The organism is Halomonas sp. AOP22-C1-8, assembly GCF_052378905.1.
Lineage (GTDB): Bacteria > Pseudomonadota > Gammaproteobacteria > Pseudomonadales > Halomonadaceae > Vreelandella > Vreelandella citrativorans.
In genome coordinates this window covers 64,016-81,571 of record NZ_JBQSYD010000003.1, presented here as the reverse complement: position 1 = coordinate 81,571, position 17,556 = coordinate 64,016, and the positions used below count along the sequence as shown (strand labels likewise).

Below are 17,556 nucleotides of genomic sequence, written 5' to 3'. Positions count from 1 at the left end.
CGGCGTTTACCTTATTTCATCCGAGCACAGCGCAGTAATGATCTTTTCCATACCCGCGCTACGCGACCCTTTAACCAACAACGTGGCATTGGGCGGCAAAGTATTAATGACATGACGTACTAGCGTCTCGTGGTCGTCAAAATGCTGCCCGCGACCGAAGGCGTCACAAGCTGGACGCGCGTTATCACCCAACGTCAACAGCCCGTCGATGCCAAGCTCAGCCGCGTAGCGGCCCATCTCAGCATGCAGTTTTTCCGTTTCGTCTCCCAGCTCACCCATGGCGCCCAGCGCGCACCAACGCGGCGCGGGGAAACGCATTAACGTCTCCATAGCGGCTTTGACCGCCCCTGGGTTGGCATTATACGTATCGTCTAACAGCGTGGCACCATTAAGTCCCGAAACGATACTTAGCCTTCCCTTCAACGCGCGTAGGGTCTGCAGACCTTCAATCACATCCATGGGCGTGACGCCTATCGCTAATGCGGCCGCAGCCGCGGCCAGCGCATTGCTCACGTTGTGCTTACCTGGCATGGCAAGCTGCACATCACCCAGCGGCTTGCCATGTTGAACAAGCGTGAAAGCATACCGCCCCTGAGAGTCACAGGAAAGCGCCGAGGCATGAACATCCGCGGTACTATCAAACCCAAAACTGATCACACGGCGCGGCGACGCACAGGCAGCCCAAAAGGGGTAGTAACGATCATCGCGATTGAGCACCGCGATGCCCTGCTCACTTAGACCGTTCAGCAGCTCGCTTTTGGCTTGGGCAATATGACCCATGCCTCCAAACTCGCCAACATGCGCGCCCGTTACGTTGGTAATCACCGCCACATCCGGTACGGTTAATCGACTGGACCAAGCGATTTCACCCAAGTGATTTGCGCCTAACTCAATCACGCCTGCTTGATGCTCGGGCGCTAAGCGTAAAAGCGTGAGGGGTACGCCAATATCGTTATTAAGATTGGCTTTGGTGGCCAACACGTTACCCAACGGCGATAACAGCGCAGCCGTCATCTCCTTCACCGTCGTTTTGCCACTATTTCCCGTGATACCGACTAACGGAATCCCGCACTGACGGCGCCACGCGCCCGCTAAAAGCCCAAGCCCCAGGCGTGTATCAGGGCATACCAACTGAGTCAGTGGACTTTCAACAGCGGACTCAACCAGTGCCACCGCCGCGCCTTTGTCGCGGGCCTGTTCGATAAAATCATGACCATCAAACCGCGGCCCTTTAAGCGCGATGAATAAGCAGCCAGGCACAATCTGCCGAGTGTCCGTCACAATGGAGGTAAATGCGCGCGATGCATCGCTGGCGGGCACCATAATTCCCAGCACTCTGGCGGCATCGGCCAGTGTCCAGTTCATTGTGCACTACCCCGCAATGCAAACGCCTTCATGACTTCATCTTCATCGTTATAAGCGTGGCGGACGCCGTTGATCTCCTGATAGGCCTCGTGGCCTTTCCCTGCGACCAGAATCACATCGTTTTGAGCTGCCTGCTGAATTACTTGACTGATCGCGTGACGACGGTCCGCTATTTCGAGCAGTGTTGCCGTTGAGGCGAGCCCGGCAATAATGTGCTGACGAATCTGCGCTGCTGACTCGCCCCGTGGATTATCGTCAGTCACCACGACCACATCCGCCAGAGCCTCCGCCGCTTTTGCCATTTCTGCGCGCTTGCCTGTGTCGCGCTCACCGCCACAGCCAAACACACACCACAGCTTGCCCGCCTTGCTTAAATGGGCGCGCAGCGCTGTGAGCGCATTGTGTAACGCATCAGGAGTATGGGCATAGTCAATCACCACGCCCGGAACGCCTTTTGCGTGATAAAGCGCCATACGGCCAGGCACCGGGGTAAGCGCAGCGGCAGCCTCGAAAAGTGAGTTAATCGAATGGCCCCATCCATAAAGCGTCGCCATGGCCAACAACACATTATCCAAGTTGAAGCACCCGACCAGACCCAGCACTAACATGCGCTCGCCTTCGGGCGTGGCAATAAGTGCTTGCTGGCCTGTTTCGCTTGTCTGAACGTCCATCACCCGTAGCGTTACGGCCTCATCCTGACCGACCGCCAATACGCGAACGCTTTGATCACAACCAGCCAGCATCAATCGCGCCAGAGGATCATCGGCATTAACCACTGCAAGCTCAAGCTCGCTACGTCTGAACAGCTTCGCCTTGGCCGCGGCATAAGCCGCCATGCTGCCATGATAATCAAGATGATCTCGCGTTAGATTGGTAAACACGCCCACCTTTATATTGGCAGCATCTAAACGATGTTGGTCAAGGGCATGAGAGGAAGCCTCAAGCGCTACTCGCTTAATGCCCTGAAGCGCCAGCTCTCCAAACGCCGCCTGCAGGGCTAAAGGCCCCGGCGTGGTGAGCCCAGTATCCACTAGCTGGCCTGGGCGGCCTACACCCAGCGTTCCTACCACACCCGCCGGAACACCTAGCGCTTCGCTAAGTTCTGCAATGTAATGAGTAACGGAGCTTTTACCATTGGTACCGGTGACGCCAATAACCTCAAGGTCATCCGGAACATTAAAAAGTTGTTTACCCAACTCTCCCAAGCGGGCAGCCAGATGTGGCAAGTAGAGTACACGCCCATCCCAGGTCGCATGGCGCTCCGTGGTATGCGCCAGCACCAGCGAAGCGCCTTGCTCAAGCACTGCGCGAATAAAATCGCGCCCGTCACGCTGACTACCTGGAACAGCTACAAATATATCGCCGACTTCCAGCGCGCGTGAATCGGTGGTCAGACGTAAAGACGCGGGTAGTTCGGGAAGCGGCTGCTCAAACGAAGCACCCGGCCATACTTTGCTCAGCGCACTCCATACATCGGTGGGAGCCAACGTCATGCCATCTCCTTAGCCATTCTTACTCGTCAACTTCATGGTCTGGCGGTACGTCCAACAAGCGCAATGCGTTGCCTGTCACGCTTGAAAAGACCGGAGCGGCCACTGCACCGCCATAAAATTCACCCGCTTTAGGGTGATCAATCATCACCACGGTCACAATACGCGGGTCGGAAATAGGCGCAATGCCTGCAAATACACTGCGATAAGCATCCGTGGTATAACCGCCCTGCCCCGACTTACGCACAGTCCCGGTTTTGCCTCCCACACGATAACCTTCAACGCGTGCGCGCCGACCACCGGTATAGGCGGCAACGGATGTCTCCAGAATACTCAGCAAATCATTGGCGACGGCGGGCTCAATGGCAGGCAGTCCTTGGGGCGGTTCAGAAAGGCGTAGCAATGAAGGCGGTAAGCGCATGCCACCATTAGCCAGCGCGGTATAAGCACTGGCTAATTGAACAGCCGAGGTAGACAAACCATAGCCGTAAGAGAGCGCTGCCCGCTCACTACGCGACCAGCGCACCGGGGCCGGAAGACTGCCCGTTGACTCCCCAGGAAAACCCGTTCCAGGGGATTGCCCCAGCCCTAGTTGGTTATATTTTTCCCACATAGCCGTATCGCTTAACTGCAACGTTAAACGGGACATACCCACGTTGGATGAGTGCTCCAAAATACCAGCAAGCGTCAACTCACCATAATCGCGAAAGTCACGAATGGTAAATTGATCAAGACGCATCCAGCCAGGCGACGTATCCACAACGGCATCGCGATCCACAATGCCGCTTTCAAGAATGGCTGCCATGGCCAGCGGTTTCATAACAGAGCCTGGCTCAAACACATCAACCAGCGCCTGGTTACGCAACCCACGGGGATCAAGCCCGGTACGATTATTAGGGTTATAAGAAGGCAGGTTAGCCATCGCCAACACCTCGCCGGTGCGGGCATCCATCATGACAAGCACGCCACCATCGGCTTCATGCTCAGCCACCGCCGCTCGAAGCTCCCGGTACGCCATATATTGAATGCGCTGATCAATTGAGAGCACCAAGTCTCCGCCTGGCTGCGCTTCACGTATGACGCCTAGCTCGCGCACCAAACGCCCACGGCGGTCTTTAATGACGCGGCGCTGGCCAGGGTGACCGGCCAGGAAAGGCTGATAAGAGAGCTCCAACCCCTCCTGCCCCCTATCATCTACATTGGTCACGCCAAGTATCTGTGCGGCGACCTCGCCAGCAGGGTAGTAACGTTTGTACTCGCGCTGGGGATACACGCCGGGCGTGCGTAAATCCAGAATCTGCTGGGCCGCTTGAGGCGTCATCTGGCGGCGAAGGTACATAAACTCACGGCTGCTATAAAGTTCAACCCGCGCCTCAAAGTCATCCGGCGACATGCCTAGCGCCTGCGCCAGCATTACGCGCTGAATACCATCTTCGGGTAGCTCTTGAGGATTGGCCCACAGCGTAACAACCGGTGTTGAGATCGCGAGCGGCTCGCCGTTTCGATCCGTGATCATGCCGCGGTGCGCAGGGATCGCTTCATGGCGAAGTGTTCGCGCATCTCCCTGGCTCTGTAGAAAGGGTCGGTCAATCACCTGTAGCAGTGTGATGCGCCCAATAAGGATGCATGCCACTACGCAAAATACGATCAATATAAAGTAAAAACGACCGTTACCTAACGGGGGGGCAACAGGTAGATGACGGGGCATCCCTCCCCGACGTTCGCCTCTCATGGTCGTATCACCTCAACATCATGCACATCAGGAATACGCATATCCAAGCGCTCCGTCGAAATTTGCTCAATACGAGCGGGTGTCGACCAAGCGCCCTCTTCCAAAAGCAACTGCCCCCATTCGGTCTGCAGCTGATTTTTCTCCTGCCCAAGCTGTTGCAGCTGAGCATACTGAACGCGTGTTAAATGAGTAACAACAACGGTGGCTAAGCCACTAACAATGCAGGCAAAAAAAAGCAGGCAAATAACCAGCGGCCACGTGCGAAAACGTAGTTTAAAGGGCCATTCAGTGCGTAGCGTTGAGCTCCAACGCTCAATCCGATCCATGCTCATGGTTATACTCGTTTTCGGGCAGCCCGCATAACGGCGCTGCGCGCACGTGGATTACCGACCACCTCGTCATCACTAGGGCGTACGCCTTTGCCCAACGCCTCAAGACGGCGATTTAACTGATCATCACGGATAGGCATACCACGCGGTAGATGCGAATCGCCACGCACATAATGACGTATAAAGCGTTTTACACGGCGATCTTCCAGCGAGTGGAAACTGATAACCACAAGATGACCACCGGGCGCTAGCGCTTCAAGGGCTGCGTCTAAGGCAGCATCAAGTTGATCTAGTTCACCATTTAGATAAATTCGTAACCCTTGAAATGCTTTGGTCGCAGGGTGCCGCCCCTTTTCCCAAGCAGGGTGGGCTTTTTTCAGCACCTCGGCCAGGTCGACCGTATGCGTAAACGGCGTTTCAACACGCCGCTCGACCACCGCACGTGCCAAGCGCTTTGCATAGCGCTCTTCACCGTAGGCTTTAAACACGTGAGCGATATCCGCCTCTTTAGCACGTGCTAAAAATGTGGCTGCACTTTCGCCTTGCGTCGGGTCCATACGCATATCCAGCGGACCATTGCGCATAAAGCTAAACCCACGCTCAGGGTCATCCAACTGCGGAGAAGAAACACCTATATCCAACAACACGCCAGACAGCTTGCCAAACACACCCTGCTCACGCGCATAGTCAGCCAGGCGGGCGAATTCACGCTGGGTAATTTGAAAACGCGCATCATCGATTTCAGCGGCGGCAGCAATAGCTTGGGGATCGCGGTCCATGGCCATCAGGCGCCCCTGGTCGCCAAGGCGAGACAGGATTAACCGCGAATGACCGCCACGACCAAAGGTGCCATCTAAATAAATACCGTCAGGAGTATGTACAAGGGTATCAACCGCCCCTTCCAGTAATACGCTGGTATGGCGAAACGGTGAAACGACCTGGTCAGCGTCAGGAGAAGGCATGTTACTCTCACACAAATCTCATAGAAAAATAAAAGGGGCTCGCTACTGCGGGCCCCTTATGGAAATGGGGAGTCGGCCGATAAGCCGGGTTCTGTCGTGGACAGTCATTCCTCTAGGCGCTGCGTCACCACAGCGCTCAAGCAACCTACCCGGACCCAGCGCGGGCCACGCCTTTGGGTCCCTATTTGGTCTTGCTCCGAGTGGGGTTTACCATGCCACGCACTGTTGCCAGGCGCGCGGTGCGCTCTTACCGCACCCTTTCACCCTTACCGGCCCTTTGAGGTTTATTTCAAGAGGCTTAGGCGGTCTACTCTCTGCTGCACTTTCCGTCGGCTTACGCCGCCCAGGCGTTACCTGGCACTCTGCCCTATGGAGCCCGGACTTTCCTCCCCCAGCCCATCAAAAAGATGGGTTAGCGGCGACTGTCTGGCCAACTCCGGCGGCAAGCATACCAGCGCCCTCGCTTCGCCTCAATGCTCGGTTTTAATTGCCTGCAATCTTGCATACCACTCTTGTTTGCGACCGCCCAGCATTCGAGCCACTATCGCTGCTCCTTGCTTGACACCTACGCCCTCATCCAGCAGTACTTTCATCAACGCATCTGCACCAATATTTTGATGTTCGCTTTGAGTGACGGGCGGGGCACCTGCCACCATTACCACAAACTCGCCTCTTGCCTGGTTAGGATCTTCTGTTAGCTGCGCCAGCAGGGCTTCCGGAGTGCCCTGAAGAAAGGTCTCAAACGTTTTAGTCAACTCCCTGGCCAATACCACGCTACGTTCGGGCATTTGGTCACGCAGCGCCTCCAGGGTATGCACAATACGGTGTGGGGATTCGTAAAACACCAGCGTTTCTTCCCGAGCTTGCCACTGCTCCAGCGCCTGGCGGCGCGGGCCTGGCTTGGCGGGTAAAAAACCGCAAAACGTGAAGCGATCAGTCGGCAGACCCGCCCCAGAAAGCGCCGTCACAAAGGCACAAGGCCCGGGCAGCGCCACCACATGACGGCCACGCACGCGCAGCTCTCTCACCAGCACAAACCCAGGGTCACAAATAAGCGGCGTTCCAGCATCGCTAATCAATGCAATACTTTCGCCTGCCTCCAGATAAGCATCCAGGGTATCCACTCGGCGCGCCTCATTATGTTCATGAAGCGACAGCATGGGTGTATTAATCCCCAAATGCGCCAATAAGCGGGCGCTATGACGCGTATCCTCTGCCGCGATGCGCGATACTTCCGCTAATACCCGAGCTGCACGCGGCGATAAATCGTCCAAATTCCCAATTGGGGTGGCAACCACGTACAATGTGCCCGGATTGTGGTGTGTCATCGTGACTCCCGATTTGTTAATGGCTTGCTCTGACGGTGCGCTATGCTTGTGCTATGCCAACTTACCCACTGACATGCGGCGACAGCGCAAATGAAAACTAAGGAAGGATACATGAAACAGTCTCTGCGTGGCGTACTCGCCACAGGCCTCTTGGCACTTCTTATGACTGGCTGTGCGATGCAATCGCCCAGCGTGGTCGACCGCGCGGACGATCAGGAAGCGGGCCGTTTGCTCAATCAGGCAGAACAGCAGGCCCCGAATCAAGCGGCTAAAACTCGTCTCGAAGCAGCCACCATTTTTGCCCAACAAGGGCAGCGGCAACGTGCTTTTGAGACAGCCGATGCGCTTGATGAAGTCAGGCTTTCAGACACGGATCGCGTTCGCTGGGCACTGCTTTTCTCTGAATTAGCGCGTGGCATGGATAATCCACGCGCCGTGCTGCGTGCCACGCAAGTGCTCAACGACGACCTGCCCATTCAGGATGATCAACGCGAAACGCTGACAGAGCGCCAGCGCTGGGCGCGTACCGCGCTTGATGAACCCGACATGGAACAACTGACACTACCAAGTCTTGAGGGTCAGGACATAAGCCGCATCATTGTGGCCCTGCCCGAATCAGGCCCGCTTAGCGGCGTCGCCAATACGCTATCGACCGCCATGCGTCGCCATCACGAGATTCGCGGTGACAATGTACAGCTCAGCTTCATCGACGCGTCACAATATTCGATGGATGAGATTTATAGCCGTGCAGGACAGATGAACGCGCAACTGATTATCGGCCCCCTCGCCAAAGACGAGGTTAGCCAACTCGAACAACGCAATAGCGTACCGCTTCCCACCCTCGCGCTGAATTATGGAAGCGGCGAACAGAACCGTGCTGCGGGTCTTTTCCAGTACGGTCTTTCCGCTGAAGATGAGGCTCGCCAGGCAGCACGCCGCGCATACCAGGACGGACATCGCCAGATGTCGGTAATGGTGCCGGATAATGACTGGGGACGCCGAGTCGGCGAAGCATTCTGGAATGAGTTTCACGGCCAGGGTGGCGAAGTGACAACGGCGGTACGCTATAACCCGGACAGCGCGGTCACCAATGCCGTTCAGACAGCCTTAAACGTGAGTGGCGAACGTGCTCAACTGGGCAATATTGATGCCTTGTTCCTACTGGCCTTGCCTGACTACGCTCGCCAAGTCCCGCCCACCATGGATTACTACTACGCACCCAACCTGCCTATTTACGCCACCTCCCACCTGCATGAAGGGCACCTACAAGCGCGTCGTGACCAGGATCTTGACGACGTCATGTTTATGGATATTCCATGGCAAATTCCTGACGCCGCTGTCGGTGGTGAAGAAGTACTCCCGTTCTACCCTACTTACCAGCGTTTGAGCGAAGAGTCTGACGCTTCCATGTTCCGCCTAATGGCCATGGGCGTAGATGCCTATGAAATTGCGACTGAGCTTTCAGATATTTCAGCGCTAAATGGCCTACGCGGCAGCACGGGAACGCTCTACCTGACGGGTGACGGCCGCATATATCGCGAACTACCCTGGGCGAAGTTTCAAAACGGTGTCCCGGCACCCATTTTAATCCCTGGGCAATAATGGCAAATAACGCCCAAACCGCCCGTAAACGCGGCGCAGCCATTGAGCAGTTAGCTGCTCAATGGCTGCAGCAAAGAGGCCTTACCCTCGTTACCCAAAATCATCACGTAAAGGGTGGCGAGCTTGACCTGGTGATGCGCGACGGTGACACACTGGTGTTTGTTGAAGTAAAGCATCGGGTAACTACGCGATACGGACACCCTCTGGAAACCATCACGCCGACAAAAAGAAAGCGCCTAATTCGGGCCGCTCAGCTATATCTTGGCAATTTCGGCCTTACATCGCCTTGCCGCTTTGATATTCTTGCCATTACGGGCGCTCCGCCCACTCTCGAGTTCCACTGGGAGAAAGCGGCTTTTGATGCCTACTAATTCCATTTTAACCAGGAAGCCCTAATGGACTTTCAATCGCGCATTCTTGACCACTTTAACGCCAGCATAGACACCAAAACCTATGCGAGCGAAGTACTCCCCCCTTTTATCGAAGTCGCCAGTCAAATGATGGTTCAGTGCCTGGTTAATGAGGGAAAAATTCTGGCATGCGGCAATGGAGGCAGTGCGGGCGACAGCCAACACTTCTCTTCTGAACTGCTCAATCGGTTTGAGCGGGAACGGCCAAGCTTGCCTGCCCTTGCGTTAACCACCGATACATCAACGTTGACATCCATTGCCAACGACTACAGCTATAACGAAGTATTTTCCAAACAGATACGCGCCCTGGGGCAGCCAGGCGACGTATTGCTGGCGATCTCTACCAGCGGTAATTCGGCTAATGTCGTGCAGGCGATCCAGGCAGCTCACGACCGTGAAATGACGGTTGTAGCATTAACCGGGCGAGACGGTGGCAACATGGCTTCCTTGCTGGGTCAGGATGATTGCGAGATTCGCGTCCCTGCCACATCAACAGCAAGAATCCAGGAGATTCACCTACTGGTCATTCACTGTTTATGTGACCTTATTGATGAACAGTTATTCGGCAGCGCTGACTAACGGGGCAGCACCCTACCACTCATCATTTTCATTAAGATAAGGAGTCATCCAACATGGCCCTGCGCTTTTTCTCTCGTCCGTTACTAGTTGCGACACTAGTAGCTGCTGCTCTGATCAGCGGCTGCGCCACGCACAGTGCTTCCAACCCCTCTAACTATGGGCAGCTCAGCAAGGACGTTAAAGCGGTCGATGCGACCATTGAGCGCGAATCCAAGCGTGCGCTGGACCAGGCCGATGCTCGACTGGCCGATGCCCGCATTCGTACGCACAGCTATAACGGTACATTATTATTGGTAGGCCAGGTCCCCAGCGAAGAACTACGCACGAAAGCGGGTAATGTTGTGCAAAACCTGCGTGGCGTTAATCAGGTGCATAACGAACTCACCATTGCGGGCAATCTGCCCGCCACCCAGCGCCTAACCGACACATGGATAACGACCAACGTTGTAAGCACACTCGCCACCAACGACCGCATCGACTCCTCCAAGATCAAAGTGACCACTGAAAATGCCAATGTTTACTTGATGGGTTCGGTCTCCCACGAAGAGTCTGATCGAATCGTTGCTGCGACCTCTTCAGTTGGCGGTATTCAGCGCATTGTCAAAGTATTCGAATACATTGACTAACCGGCTCTTTGGCCTATAAAAAAACCTCGCATAGTCACTATGCGAGGTTTTTTATGACCTGACCTTTTATAGCCTGGCCAGATAGCACTGGCGCTATTTTACGACGCGCAGCGTTGGCTTCTTCTTGGACGTCGAAGACGTTGAGGACGCTTCAGAAGCATCTTCAAGGTTGCCGCCAGAAACAGGCTCAGTCACCGTCAATTCAGGCTTGGAAGGTGAGTCAGGCGCCTCATCAAACTGCTCCTCTTCATCCCCTTCTTCAGCAAGCTCAGGCTCGTGACCAAATACCATGCCCACACCATTTTCACGGGCATAAATAGCAATCAGCGCAGGAATGGGCACCATCACCTGCATGGGCTGGCCGCCAAAACGTGCGTTAAAGCCAATTGCCTGATTCTCCATAAACAAATCACGCACGGCTGTTGGCGCCACGTTCAACACAATCTGACCATTCTGTACAAACTGGCGCGGCACTTCGACCCCGGCCTGCGTCGCATCAACGACCAGGTAAGGGGTTAGTTCATTATCCAGCAACCACTCATAGAGCGCTCGGGCGAGATAGGGGCGACTCGATTTCATAAGACTCCCTCCTCCTGACAAGTAAGACCCCAGCCCTTACCGGACGATGGGGCCATGTAAATTCAAGTACGCATCTCTTTTTCGCGCTCACTCAAAGATGCTTTGAACGCTTCCCGCTCAAACACTCGCGACATGTAGCTTAAAAGTGGCTTAACCTGCTTTTCAGGCAGCTCAATATTAAGATCTGGCAAACGCCACAAGATCGGCGCGAGACAGCAGTCCACCAGAGTGAACTCTTCGCTCATAAAGAAAGGCATATCTTCAAAGATCGGTGAAATACCAATCAGGCTTTCACGCAGCTCTTTACGCGCCTTGTCCGCCTCTTTCTTCCCACCGCTACGGATCTGGTCGACCTTGGGGCACCACTCTCGCTCAATGCGGTGCATCCAAAGACGGCTCTGCGCACGGGCCACAGGGTAAACTGGGAGTAACGGTGGATGCGGGAAACGCTCATCCAAATACTCCATCATGACTTTTGACTCATAGAGCACTAAATCACGATCCAACAACGTGGGCACACTGTTGTACGGGTTGAGGTCTGCTAAATCTTCGGGCGGCTGCTCTTCGTTAACATCAACAACATCAACGGCCACCCCCTTCTCAGCCAGAACAATGCGCACACGATGACTAAAATGATCATCACTACCTGAGTAAAAAATCATCGACGACCGCTTGGCCACAACACCCATGAAAGCATCCTCGCATTAAAACAATTATGGATAATAACACGCCAGAGGCACCTTATGGTAAGGCAGCCTGTTTTGGGTTACCGCTTAACATCAACGCAACCGCCATGTGATTTACACGATGGCCCAACTCTGTTTTTAGCATTCGACGCTAACGGATATCTTTCCAATATTCACGCTTCAGCAAGCAAGCAAACACGCCAAAAATAAATATGAAAAACAAAATCTTAGGACCAATACTCTGCGCCTTCAGCCTAGAAGGCTCGCCAACATAGGCTAAAAAATTGGTAATATCGTATACGGCTTTTTCAAACGCTTCGGGCGATAGCTCTCCAGGCGCTGCCACGCTTAATTGCTGACACCGCCCGCCACCAAGTGCCAAAGGTCGAGCCTGACGACAGTCGAGCTCTTGCACACCTTGAAGAGGCTCAAGCACATTCGGCATTGCCACCGACTCATAGACCGTATTATTGACGCCTGTAGGGCGCGCGGGATCTCTGTAGAACCCCAACAGAAAGCTGTACACCCAATCGACCCCGCGCAAACGTGTCGTTAGGGATAAATCTGGCGGTACAGCGCCCCACCATTGCGCGGCATCGTCATCGCTTAGCGCATTATGCATAGCGTCGTTAAACGAAAGGTCTGATGAGAACATAACACTATCTTTCATCAACGCCTCAGGAATACCCAGGTCGTCTGCAGTGCGCGAAAATCGCTGATAACTCAGCGTATGACACCCAAGACAGTAGTTAACATAAAGCTTGAGACCATTTTGCAGAGACGCTCTATCCTGCAAGTCGGGCAACATTGACGTCACGTTACGTGTTTCTTCTTGCGCCGTAGCCGTCATCGGCAATAGCCATAAAAACAGAGCCATTACGTATTTTTTCATTAGCCAGTCACCCTTTTCGGCACGGGCCTGGTTTTTTCCAACCGGGTGTAGAACGGCATCAATAAAAAATACGCAAAGTACAACACGGTAAATAGTTGCGCCAATCGTGTCCGAACAGGGGTAGACGGCAATACACCCAACACGCCTAACGCGACAAAGCTTGCAACAAACACGACCAGCATCAGCTTCGACATCCAGCCTTTATAGCGCATGGATCGCACCGGGCTACGGTCCAGCCACGGCAAAACAAACAGCACTGCAATAGCGCCACCCATAAAAACAACGCCCAAAAAGCGAGCATCCAGACCCAGCAGCGAGAAATTCACTCCCCGTAAAATGGCATAGAAAGGTGTGAAGTACCAAACAGGCGCAATATGGTCGGGCGTATTAAGCGGATCAGCCGGCGCAAAGTTCGGCTGCTCAATAAAAAAACCGCCGCCTTCCGGGAAGTAAAACACAACGCCACAAAAAACGAAGAGAAAGATGGCCACGCCAACCAGATCTTTAACGGTATAGTAGGGATGAAAGGGAATACCATCTACCGGCTTGCCCGCAGCGTCTTTCAATCCGTTAATTTCAATACCATCAGGGTTATTCGACCCCACCTCATGCAGCGCTACAATATGCAGCACCACCAGCCCAAGAATCACCAGCGGCAGTGCAATGACATGCAGCGCGAAAAAACGATTCAAGGTAGCCCCTGACACCACATAATCGCCGCGCACCCACTCGGCAAGCCCGGGGCCGATACCTGGAATAGCTGAAAAAAATGAGGTAATTACCTGCGCTCCCCAATAGGACATTTGCCCCCACGGCAGCAAATATCCCATAAACGCCTCGGCCATCAGAATCAAATACAGCGCCATACCGAACACCCACACAAGCTCACGCGGCGCTTTATAAGAACCGTACAAAAGCCCCCTAAACATGTGTAGATAAACAACAATAAACAGAGCGGACGCACCCGTTGTATGGAGATAACGAATCAACCAGCCCCACTCAACGTCGCGCATTATATATTCGATGGACGCAAACGCCTCTTCAGGAGAAGGACGATAGCTCATGGTTAACCAGATGCCGGTCAACAGCTGATTGACCAACACCAGTAGCGCAAGCGATCCAAAGATGTACCAGATATTAAGATTTTTAGGTACGTAGTAGTTGGCCAGGTGGTCGCGCCATAGCCTGCTTACTGGAAACCGAGCATCCAGCCAGCCCAGCAAACCACCTGACTTCTCGCGCGCCGCCATCAAACAGCCTCCTCATCTTCGCCCACCACGATAATAGTATCGTTAAGATAATGATAAGGGGGCACTTCTAGATTCGTCGGTGCAGGCATACCGGTATATACGCGTCCCGCCAAATCAAAACGCGAACCGTGGCACGGGCAAAAAAAACCACCTGACCAGTCATCATCACTATCGGCCTGTGCGTCTGGCTCAGGCCGATACAGCGGCGAACAGCCAAAATGCGTGCAGAGGCCAATCAACACCCCCACTTCTGGCTTAATCGAGCGAAGCGCTCCTTGTACATAGGCAGGTTGCTGAGGGTGATTTGAATCAGGGTCTGCCAAGCGCTCTGTCGCCACGGTTTCAGTGCGCGCTATCATTTCAGGCGTTCGGCGAATGATCCATACGGGCCTGCCTCGCCACTCAACGGTCATACGCTGGCCAGGGTGCAGCTTGGATATATCCGCTTGAACCGGCGCACCCGCCGCTCGCGCTTTTGCACTGGGTTGCCACGATGCCACAAAGGGAACGGCCACGCCGACCATGCCTACCGCTCCTATAACGGAGGTAGCGCCAACAAGGAAACGTCGTCGACCTTTATTGATGCCGTGCTCTGCCATGCAAGGCTTCTCCCATTAACGTGATGCGTGGCCACCCGATGCATAAAAGAACGAATCTGCGAAATACTATACGATAAATAGATGGATATCCTTGATAGCCGTCATACTGCTCCAGGACCACCAAAATAACTTGATGCTAATATAATTTGATACTAATGCATTATACTTTTTGATTTTACAATAAAAAACGCCCAGGCCGATGGCCTGGGCGTTTTGCCGCATAAGCGTTGAAAAATTAACGCTTGGAGAACTGCGGACGACGACGTGCTTTACGCAGGCCGACTTTCTTACGCTCAACTTGACGCGCATCACGCGTTACGTAGCCAGCGGCACGCAGCGTGGGACGCAGATCTTCGTTGTAGCTCATCAGGGCACGAGTAATGCCGTGACGGATAGCGCCAGCCTGAGAAGAACCACCGCCACCAGCGACAGTTACAAAAATGTCGAACTGGCTCAGGGTTTCAGTCAATTCCAGCGGCTGACGAACCACCATACGACCAGTAACGCGACCGAAATACAGGTCGAGATCCTGGTTGTTAACGGTGATTTTGCCAGAGCCCGGCTTCATAAACACGCGAGCGGTGGAAGTCTTGCGGCGCCCGGTACCGTAATACTGCTGTGTCATGGCGAAGATTTCCTCAGATGTTCAGTTCAAGCGGCTGTTGGGCAGCATGCGGATGCTCGGCACCGGCGTACACTTTTAACTTGGTATACATGGCACGACCCAACGGACCTTTCGGCAACATGCCCTTAACGGCAAACTCAATGATGCGCTCGGGCGCATGATCAAGCATTTTGTCGAATGTCATGGTGCGCAGGCCGCCCGGGTAACCGGTGTGGCGATAATAGGTCTTAGCCTTCGCCTTGTTGCCAGTCACTTGGACTTTCTCAGCGTTGATGACAACGATGTAGTCGCCAGTATCAACGTGAGGAGTAAATTCGGGCTTATGCTTGCCACGCAGGCGGCGAGCAATCTCGGTTGCCAGACGACCGAGCGTTTTGTCCGTAGCGTCGACAACATACCAGTCGCGCTGGACGGACTGCGGCTTAGCACTGAACGTCTTCATGGATGAAATCACCAGATTAAGTGTGTTGGGTGGCTAACACCGTCAAGCGGCGAAGCACCTTCCCTATTTTTTTTGGTTGCCAAGCTTAGCCTGACAACATGTAGCGAGGCGGCATTCTACAGTATGGCGCGGGACAAGTTAAGCCCTAATCGTGGCTTTTCTTAACGACCGGACCATAAACCTCATCACGGCTTATGGGGCAGCGCTAAATATTCACGCGACTGCATTTCCTGAAGGCGCGACAGCGTACGCTGAAACTCAAAGGTTAGCTTACCGTCACTATAAAGCTCTTCTACCGGCACCTCTGCTGACATTAATAGCTTTACCCCGCGATCATAAAACTCATCGACCATATTGATAAAGCGGCGCGCCTGATCGTCATGCTTGGCTTCCATCCGCTTCACATTCGACACAAGCACCGTATTGAAGCTACGCGCTATTTCAATATAGTCATTCTGGCTACGCGGCCCATCGCAGAGCTCCAGGAATTCAAACCACGCCACATTTTCATGCAGCCTGCGCGCTTTCAGCACCCGATGATTGATTTCCAACGGCGCATCCGCCTCACCCTCGTGACCAGCAATCTCGCGAAAGCTACGCGTAAGCTCCTGCTCGGCCGCCTCATCCAGCGACGAGTGAAATATCTCCGCGCGTTCCAAGGCGCGCAGCCGGTAGTCGACTCCGGAATCAACATTGACTATCTCACAGTGACGCTTGACCAGATCGATGGCAGGGAGAAAGCGCGCCCGCTGCAGGCCATCCTTGTACAGGTCATCCGGCACGATGTTGGAAGTAGCGACTAGCACAACGCCCCGCTCGAACAGCGCCTCAAGCAGGTTGGCCAGAATCATGGCATCCGTAATATCCTTGACGAAGAACTCATCAAAGCAGATAACCCGAGCCTCTGAGGCAAATTTACCAGCAATCAGCGTGAGAGGATTCTTCTCACCCTTATAGTGGGTTAACTCGTTATGCACCCGCTGCATGAAACGATGAAAATGGGTGCGCATCTTTTCAGGAAAGGGCAGCGACTCAAAAAAATTATCAACCAGATAGGTTTTACCACGCCCTACACCGCCCCAAAAATAGAGGCCTTGCACTTGGGGCAACGTCGGTTCGTTTGACGATGAGGCTTTACCGAACAGGCCCTTCATTTTGGCCTTCAAGCCGCCATGTGCCAGCACGGCCTTGGAAACCGCGGTGGGCGTCGCCATTAGGTCGTCATAAAGGCGCTGCAAATGCTCAACCGCTAACTCCTGCGCCGCATCATGCTGAAAGTCCTCGCGCCGTAGATCTGCACGATAGCGCTCCATGGGCGTTGGCCGAGATGACGGACCTGCCTTTTGGTTTGCAGAAGTAGCTGACATTTACTCGCTCCAATGCGTATTACGACGACCCTCTAAATCCGACCAGCCGCCTTCAAAAAGCTGGGATTATACGCTGCACATCGTCTAAGCGCATGGTTGGATTGACCTAACCTGCCAATCGACGCCTATAATGAGGCTTGATTCGTTCGCAAACCGTCCACTCAAGCGTGACGGGGCGCTCCAAGTATCAGGGAGAAAACTGTGGAAGCAAGCTCGCCTTATACCTTTGCCATCATTGGCATTATTATTGGCTTCATCCTCGGCTTGGGATGCTATCGGCTGTTTAGTAAAGGAGAGCGTCATAACGCGTCTTTACGCCAAACAGTGCTGGAACGAGAACATCAAATCGCCGAGCTTAAAAAAGGCATGGGAGGACATTTAGAGGGTGTCTTTGAGCATTTGAAGTGCATTCGCGCCGAGGCCGACCAGCTTGAGCAGAAAATCACCGAGGATGCACAGCAGTGGCATTTGGGCAGCAACACGCCTGCGGCCATCAAAGAACGACAGCAACCAGCGCAGCATCAAGCCGCCACCCCCACAGGGCCTGATTCGGAGGGTAGCCTGGCCACCCCCCGTGACTATGCGGATGGTAAAAATGGCACGCTGGCAGAAAACTTTGGCTTAAAAGGCGATAACGCCGATACGCCCCAACCGCCCCGCTATTAAGCCAGCACCTCACGCCATCGCCCATTA

At 54.1% G+C, this 17,556-nt stretch carries 19 protein-coding genes and 1 other RNA gene; 5 read left to right on the top strand and 15 right to left on the bottom strand.

The window, feature by feature from the left end:
• Window positions 1-6 precede the first annotated feature (6 nt).
• The 7 genes from ACT3TY_RS02640 to rsmI form a co-directional block, all read right to left on the bottom strand.
• Complete coding sequence (locus tag ACT3TY_RS02640; RefSeq protein WP_444627273.1) at window positions 7-1,365, bottom strand: UDP-N-acetylmuramoyl-tripeptide--D-alanyl-D-alanine ligase; 1,359 nt, start codon at window positions 1,363-1,365, stop codon at window positions 7-9.
• Window positions 1,362-2,858, bottom strand: coding sequence for a UDP-N-acetylmuramoyl-L-alanyl-D-glutamate--2,6-diaminopimelate ligase (locus ACT3TY_RS02635; RefSeq protein WP_444627272.1), 1,497 nt, complete (start codon window positions 2,856-2,858; stop codon window positions 1,362-1,364). The genes ACT3TY_RS02640 and ACT3TY_RS02635 overlap by 4 nt, the downstream gene beginning before the upstream one ends.
• A gap of 19 nt (window positions 2,859-2,877) precedes the next feature.
• A complete protein-coding gene (locus tag ACT3TY_RS02630; protein WP_441677045.1) occupies window positions 2,878-4,587 on the bottom strand; it encodes a peptidoglycan D,D-transpeptidase FtsI family protein in 1,710 nt (569 codons plus the stop codon).
• Window positions 4,584-4,919: a cell division protein FtsL gene (gene ftsL, locus ACT3TY_RS02625; protein WP_172116339.1), complete on the bottom strand. Its 336-nt coding sequence runs from the start codon at window positions 4,917-4,919 to the stop codon at window positions 4,584-4,586. The genes ACT3TY_RS02630 and ftsL overlap by 4 nt, the downstream gene beginning before the upstream one ends.
• Window positions 4,920-4,921: 2 nt before the next feature.
• Window positions 4,922-5,878, bottom strand: coding sequence for a 16S rRNA (cytosine(1402)-N(4))-methyltransferase RsmH (gene rsmH, locus ACT3TY_RS02620; RefSeq protein WP_172116338.1), 957 nt, complete (start codon window positions 5,876-5,878; stop codon window positions 4,922-4,924).
• Window positions 5,879-5,942: 64 nt separating this feature from the next.
• An RNA gene (gene rnpB, locus ACT3TY_RS02615) (RNase P RNA component class A) lies at window positions 5,943-6,316 on the bottom strand.
• A 32-nt stretch (window positions 6,317-6,348) separates the two neighbouring features.
• Window positions 6,349-7,206: a 16S rRNA (cytidine(1402)-2'-O)-methyltransferase gene (gene rsmI, locus ACT3TY_RS02610; RefSeq protein ID WP_172116337.1), complete on the bottom strand. Its 858-nt coding sequence runs from the start codon at window positions 7,204-7,206 to the stop codon at window positions 6,349-6,351.
• Between the two features lie 111 nt (window positions 7,207-7,317).
• On the opposite strand from rsmI, the gene ACT3TY_RS02605 reads away from it, so the two are divergent.
• Genes ACT3TY_RS02605 through ACT3TY_RS02590 form a run of 4 tightly spaced genes read left to right on the top strand, consistent with a single transcriptional unit; the run spans window position 7,318 to window position 10,423 of the window.
• Complete coding sequence (locus ACT3TY_RS02605; protein WP_444627271.1) at window positions 7,318-8,808, top strand: penicillin-binding protein activator; 1,491 nt, start codon at window positions 7,318-7,320, stop codon at window positions 8,806-8,808.
• Window positions 8,808-9,179, top strand: a complete 372-nt coding sequence (locus ACT3TY_RS02600) for a YraN family protein (RefSeq protein ID WP_087109372.1) — start codon at window positions 8,808-8,810, stop codon at window positions 9,177-9,179. Before ACT3TY_RS02605 ends, ACT3TY_RS02600 begins: the two co-directional genes overlap by 1 nt.
• Window positions 9,180-9,203: 24 nt before the next feature.
• Window positions 9,204-9,797, top strand: coding sequence for a phosphoheptose isomerase (locus tag ACT3TY_RS02595; RefSeq protein WP_444627270.1), 594 nt, complete (start codon window positions 9,204-9,206; stop codon window positions 9,795-9,797).
• Between the two features lie 53 nt (window positions 9,798-9,850).
• The gene (locus ACT3TY_RS02590; RefSeq protein ID WP_172116334.1) at window positions 9,851-10,423 is read left to right on the top strand and encodes a BON domain-containing protein; all 573 of its coding nucleotides are present in this window, start codon (window positions 9,851-9,853) and stop codon (window positions 10,421-10,423) included.
• 93 nt (window positions 10,424-10,516) lie between these two features.
• On the opposite strand, the gene ACT3TY_RS02585 is transcribed toward ACT3TY_RS02590, so the two are convergent.
• From ACT3TY_RS02585 to zapE, 8 genes are all read right to left on the bottom strand, one after another.
• Entirely contained in the window at window positions 10,517-11,002 is a 486-nt protein-coding gene (locus tag ACT3TY_RS02585; RefSeq protein WP_193053794.1) for a ClpXP protease specificity-enhancing factor, read from the bottom strand.
• A 62-nt stretch (window positions 11,003-11,064) separates the two neighbouring features.
• On the bottom strand, window positions 11,065-11,691 hold the full coding sequence (gene sspA, locus ACT3TY_RS02580; protein ID WP_172116332.1) for a stringent starvation protein SspA: 627 nt from the start codon (window positions 11,689-11,691) through the stop codon (window positions 11,065-11,067).
• Between the two features lie 148 nt (window positions 11,692-11,839).
• On the bottom strand, window positions 11,840-12,580 hold the full coding sequence (locus ACT3TY_RS02575) for a cytochrome c1 (RefSeq protein WP_444627269.1): 741 nt from the start codon (window positions 12,578-12,580) through the stop codon (window positions 11,840-11,842).
• The gene (locus ACT3TY_RS02570; RefSeq protein WP_444627268.1) at window positions 12,580-13,830 is read right to left on the bottom strand and encodes a cytochrome b; all 1,251 of its coding nucleotides are present in this window, start codon (window positions 13,828-13,830) and stop codon (window positions 12,580-12,582) included. Before ACT3TY_RS02570 ends, ACT3TY_RS02575 begins: the two co-directional genes overlap by 1 nt.
• Window positions 13,830-14,429 (bottom strand): ubiquinol-cytochrome c reductase iron-sulfur subunit, encoded by a 600-nt coding sequence (gene petA, locus ACT3TY_RS02565; protein WP_193053797.1) that lies wholly within the window; start codon window positions 14,427-14,429, stop codon window positions 13,830-13,832. Before petA ends, ACT3TY_RS02570 begins: the two co-directional genes overlap by 1 nt.
• A 235-nt stretch (window positions 14,430-14,664) precedes the next feature.
• The gene (gene rpsI, locus ACT3TY_RS02560) at window positions 14,665-15,054 is read right to left on the bottom strand and encodes a 30S ribosomal protein S9 (protein ID WP_172116328.1); all 390 of its coding nucleotides are present in this window, start codon (window positions 15,052-15,054) and stop codon (window positions 14,665-14,667) included.
• A 13-nt stretch (window positions 15,055-15,067) separates the two neighbouring features.
• The gene (gene rplM / locus ACT3TY_RS02555; RefSeq protein WP_172116327.1) at window positions 15,068-15,496 is read right to left on the bottom strand and encodes a 50S ribosomal protein L13; all 429 of its coding nucleotides are present in this window, start codon (window positions 15,494-15,496) and stop codon (window positions 15,068-15,070) included.
• 185 nt (window positions 15,497-15,681) lie between these two features.
• The gene (zapE, locus tag ACT3TY_RS02550; RefSeq protein ID WP_441677044.1) at window positions 15,682-16,863 is read right to left on the bottom strand and encodes a cell division protein ZapE; all 1,182 of its coding nucleotides are present in this window, start codon (window positions 16,861-16,863) and stop codon (window positions 15,682-15,684) included.
• 201 nt (window positions 16,864-17,064) lie between these two features.
• Between zapE and ACT3TY_RS02545 the strand changes: the two genes are divergently transcribed.
• Window positions 17,065-17,529: a ZapG family protein gene (locus ACT3TY_RS02545; protein ID WP_172116325.1), complete on the top strand. Its 465-nt coding sequence runs from the start codon at window positions 17,065-17,067 to the stop codon at window positions 17,527-17,529.
• Window positions 17,530-17,556: the final 27 nt, after the last annotated feature.

Coding starts and splice junctions, on each gene's coding strand:
- ACT3TY_RS02640 (WP_444627273.1), bottom strand. CDS start 1,365: ATGAACTGGACACTGGCCGATGCCGCCAGAGTGCTGGGAATTATGGTG.
- ACT3TY_RS02635 (WP_444627272.1), bottom strand. CDS start 2,858: ATGACGTTGGCTCCCACCGATGTATGGAGTGCGCTGAGCAAAGTATGG.
- ACT3TY_RS02630 (WP_441677045.1), bottom strand. CDS start 4,587: ATGAGAGGCGAACGTCGGGGAGGGATGCCCCGTCATCTACCTGTTGCC.
- ftsL (WP_172116339.1), bottom strand. CDS start 4,919: ATGAGCATGGATCGGATTGAGCGTTGGAGCTCAACGCTACGCACTGAA.
- rsmH (WP_172116338.1), bottom strand. CDS start 5,878: ATGCCTTCTCCTGACGCTGACCAGGTCGTTTCACCGTTTCGCCATACC.
- rsmI (WP_172116337.1), bottom strand. CDS start 7,206: ATGACACACCACAATCCGGGCACATTGTACGTGGTTGCCACCCCAATT.
- ACT3TY_RS02605 (WP_444627271.1), top strand. CDS start 7,318: ATGAAACAGTCTCTGCGTGGCGTACTCGCCACAGGCCTCTTGGCACTT.
- ACT3TY_RS02600 (WP_087109372.1), top strand. CDS start 8,808: ATGGCAAATAACGCCCAAACCGCCCGTAAACGCGGCGCAGCCATTGAG.
- ACT3TY_RS02595 (WP_444627270.1), top strand. CDS start 9,204: ATGGACTTTCAATCGCGCATTCTTGACCACTTTAACGCCAGCATAGAC.
- ACT3TY_RS02590 (WP_172116334.1), top strand. CDS start 9,851: ATGGCCCTGCGCTTTTTCTCTCGTCCGTTACTAGTTGCGACACTAGTA.
- ACT3TY_RS02585 (WP_193053794.1), bottom strand. CDS start 11,002: ATGAAATCGAGTCGCCCCTATCTCGCCCGAGCGCTCTATGAGTGGTTG.
- sspA (WP_172116332.1), bottom strand. CDS start 11,691: ATGGGTGTTGTGGCCAAGCGGTCGTCGATGATTTTTTACTCAGGTAGT.
- ACT3TY_RS02575 (WP_444627269.1), bottom strand. CDS start 12,580: ATGAAAAAATACGTAATGGCTCTGTTTTTATGGCTATTGCCGATGACG.
- ACT3TY_RS02570 (WP_444627268.1), bottom strand. CDS start 13,830: ATGGCGGCGCGCGAGAAGTCAGGTGGTTTGCTGGGCTGGCTGGATGCT.
- petA (WP_193053797.1), bottom strand. CDS start 14,429: ATGGCAGAGCACGGCATCAATAAAGGTCGACGACGTTTCCTTGTTGGC.
- rpsI (WP_172116328.1), bottom strand. CDS start 15,054: ATGACACAGCAGTATTACGGTACCGGGCGCCGCAAGACTTCCACCGCT.
- rplM (WP_172116327.1), bottom strand. CDS start 15,496: ATGAAGACGTTCAGTGCTAAGCCGCAGTCCGTCCAGCGCGACTGGTAT.
- zapE (WP_441677044.1), bottom strand. CDS start 16,863: ATGTCAGCTACTTCTGCAAACCAAAAGGCAGGTCCGTCATCTCGGCCA.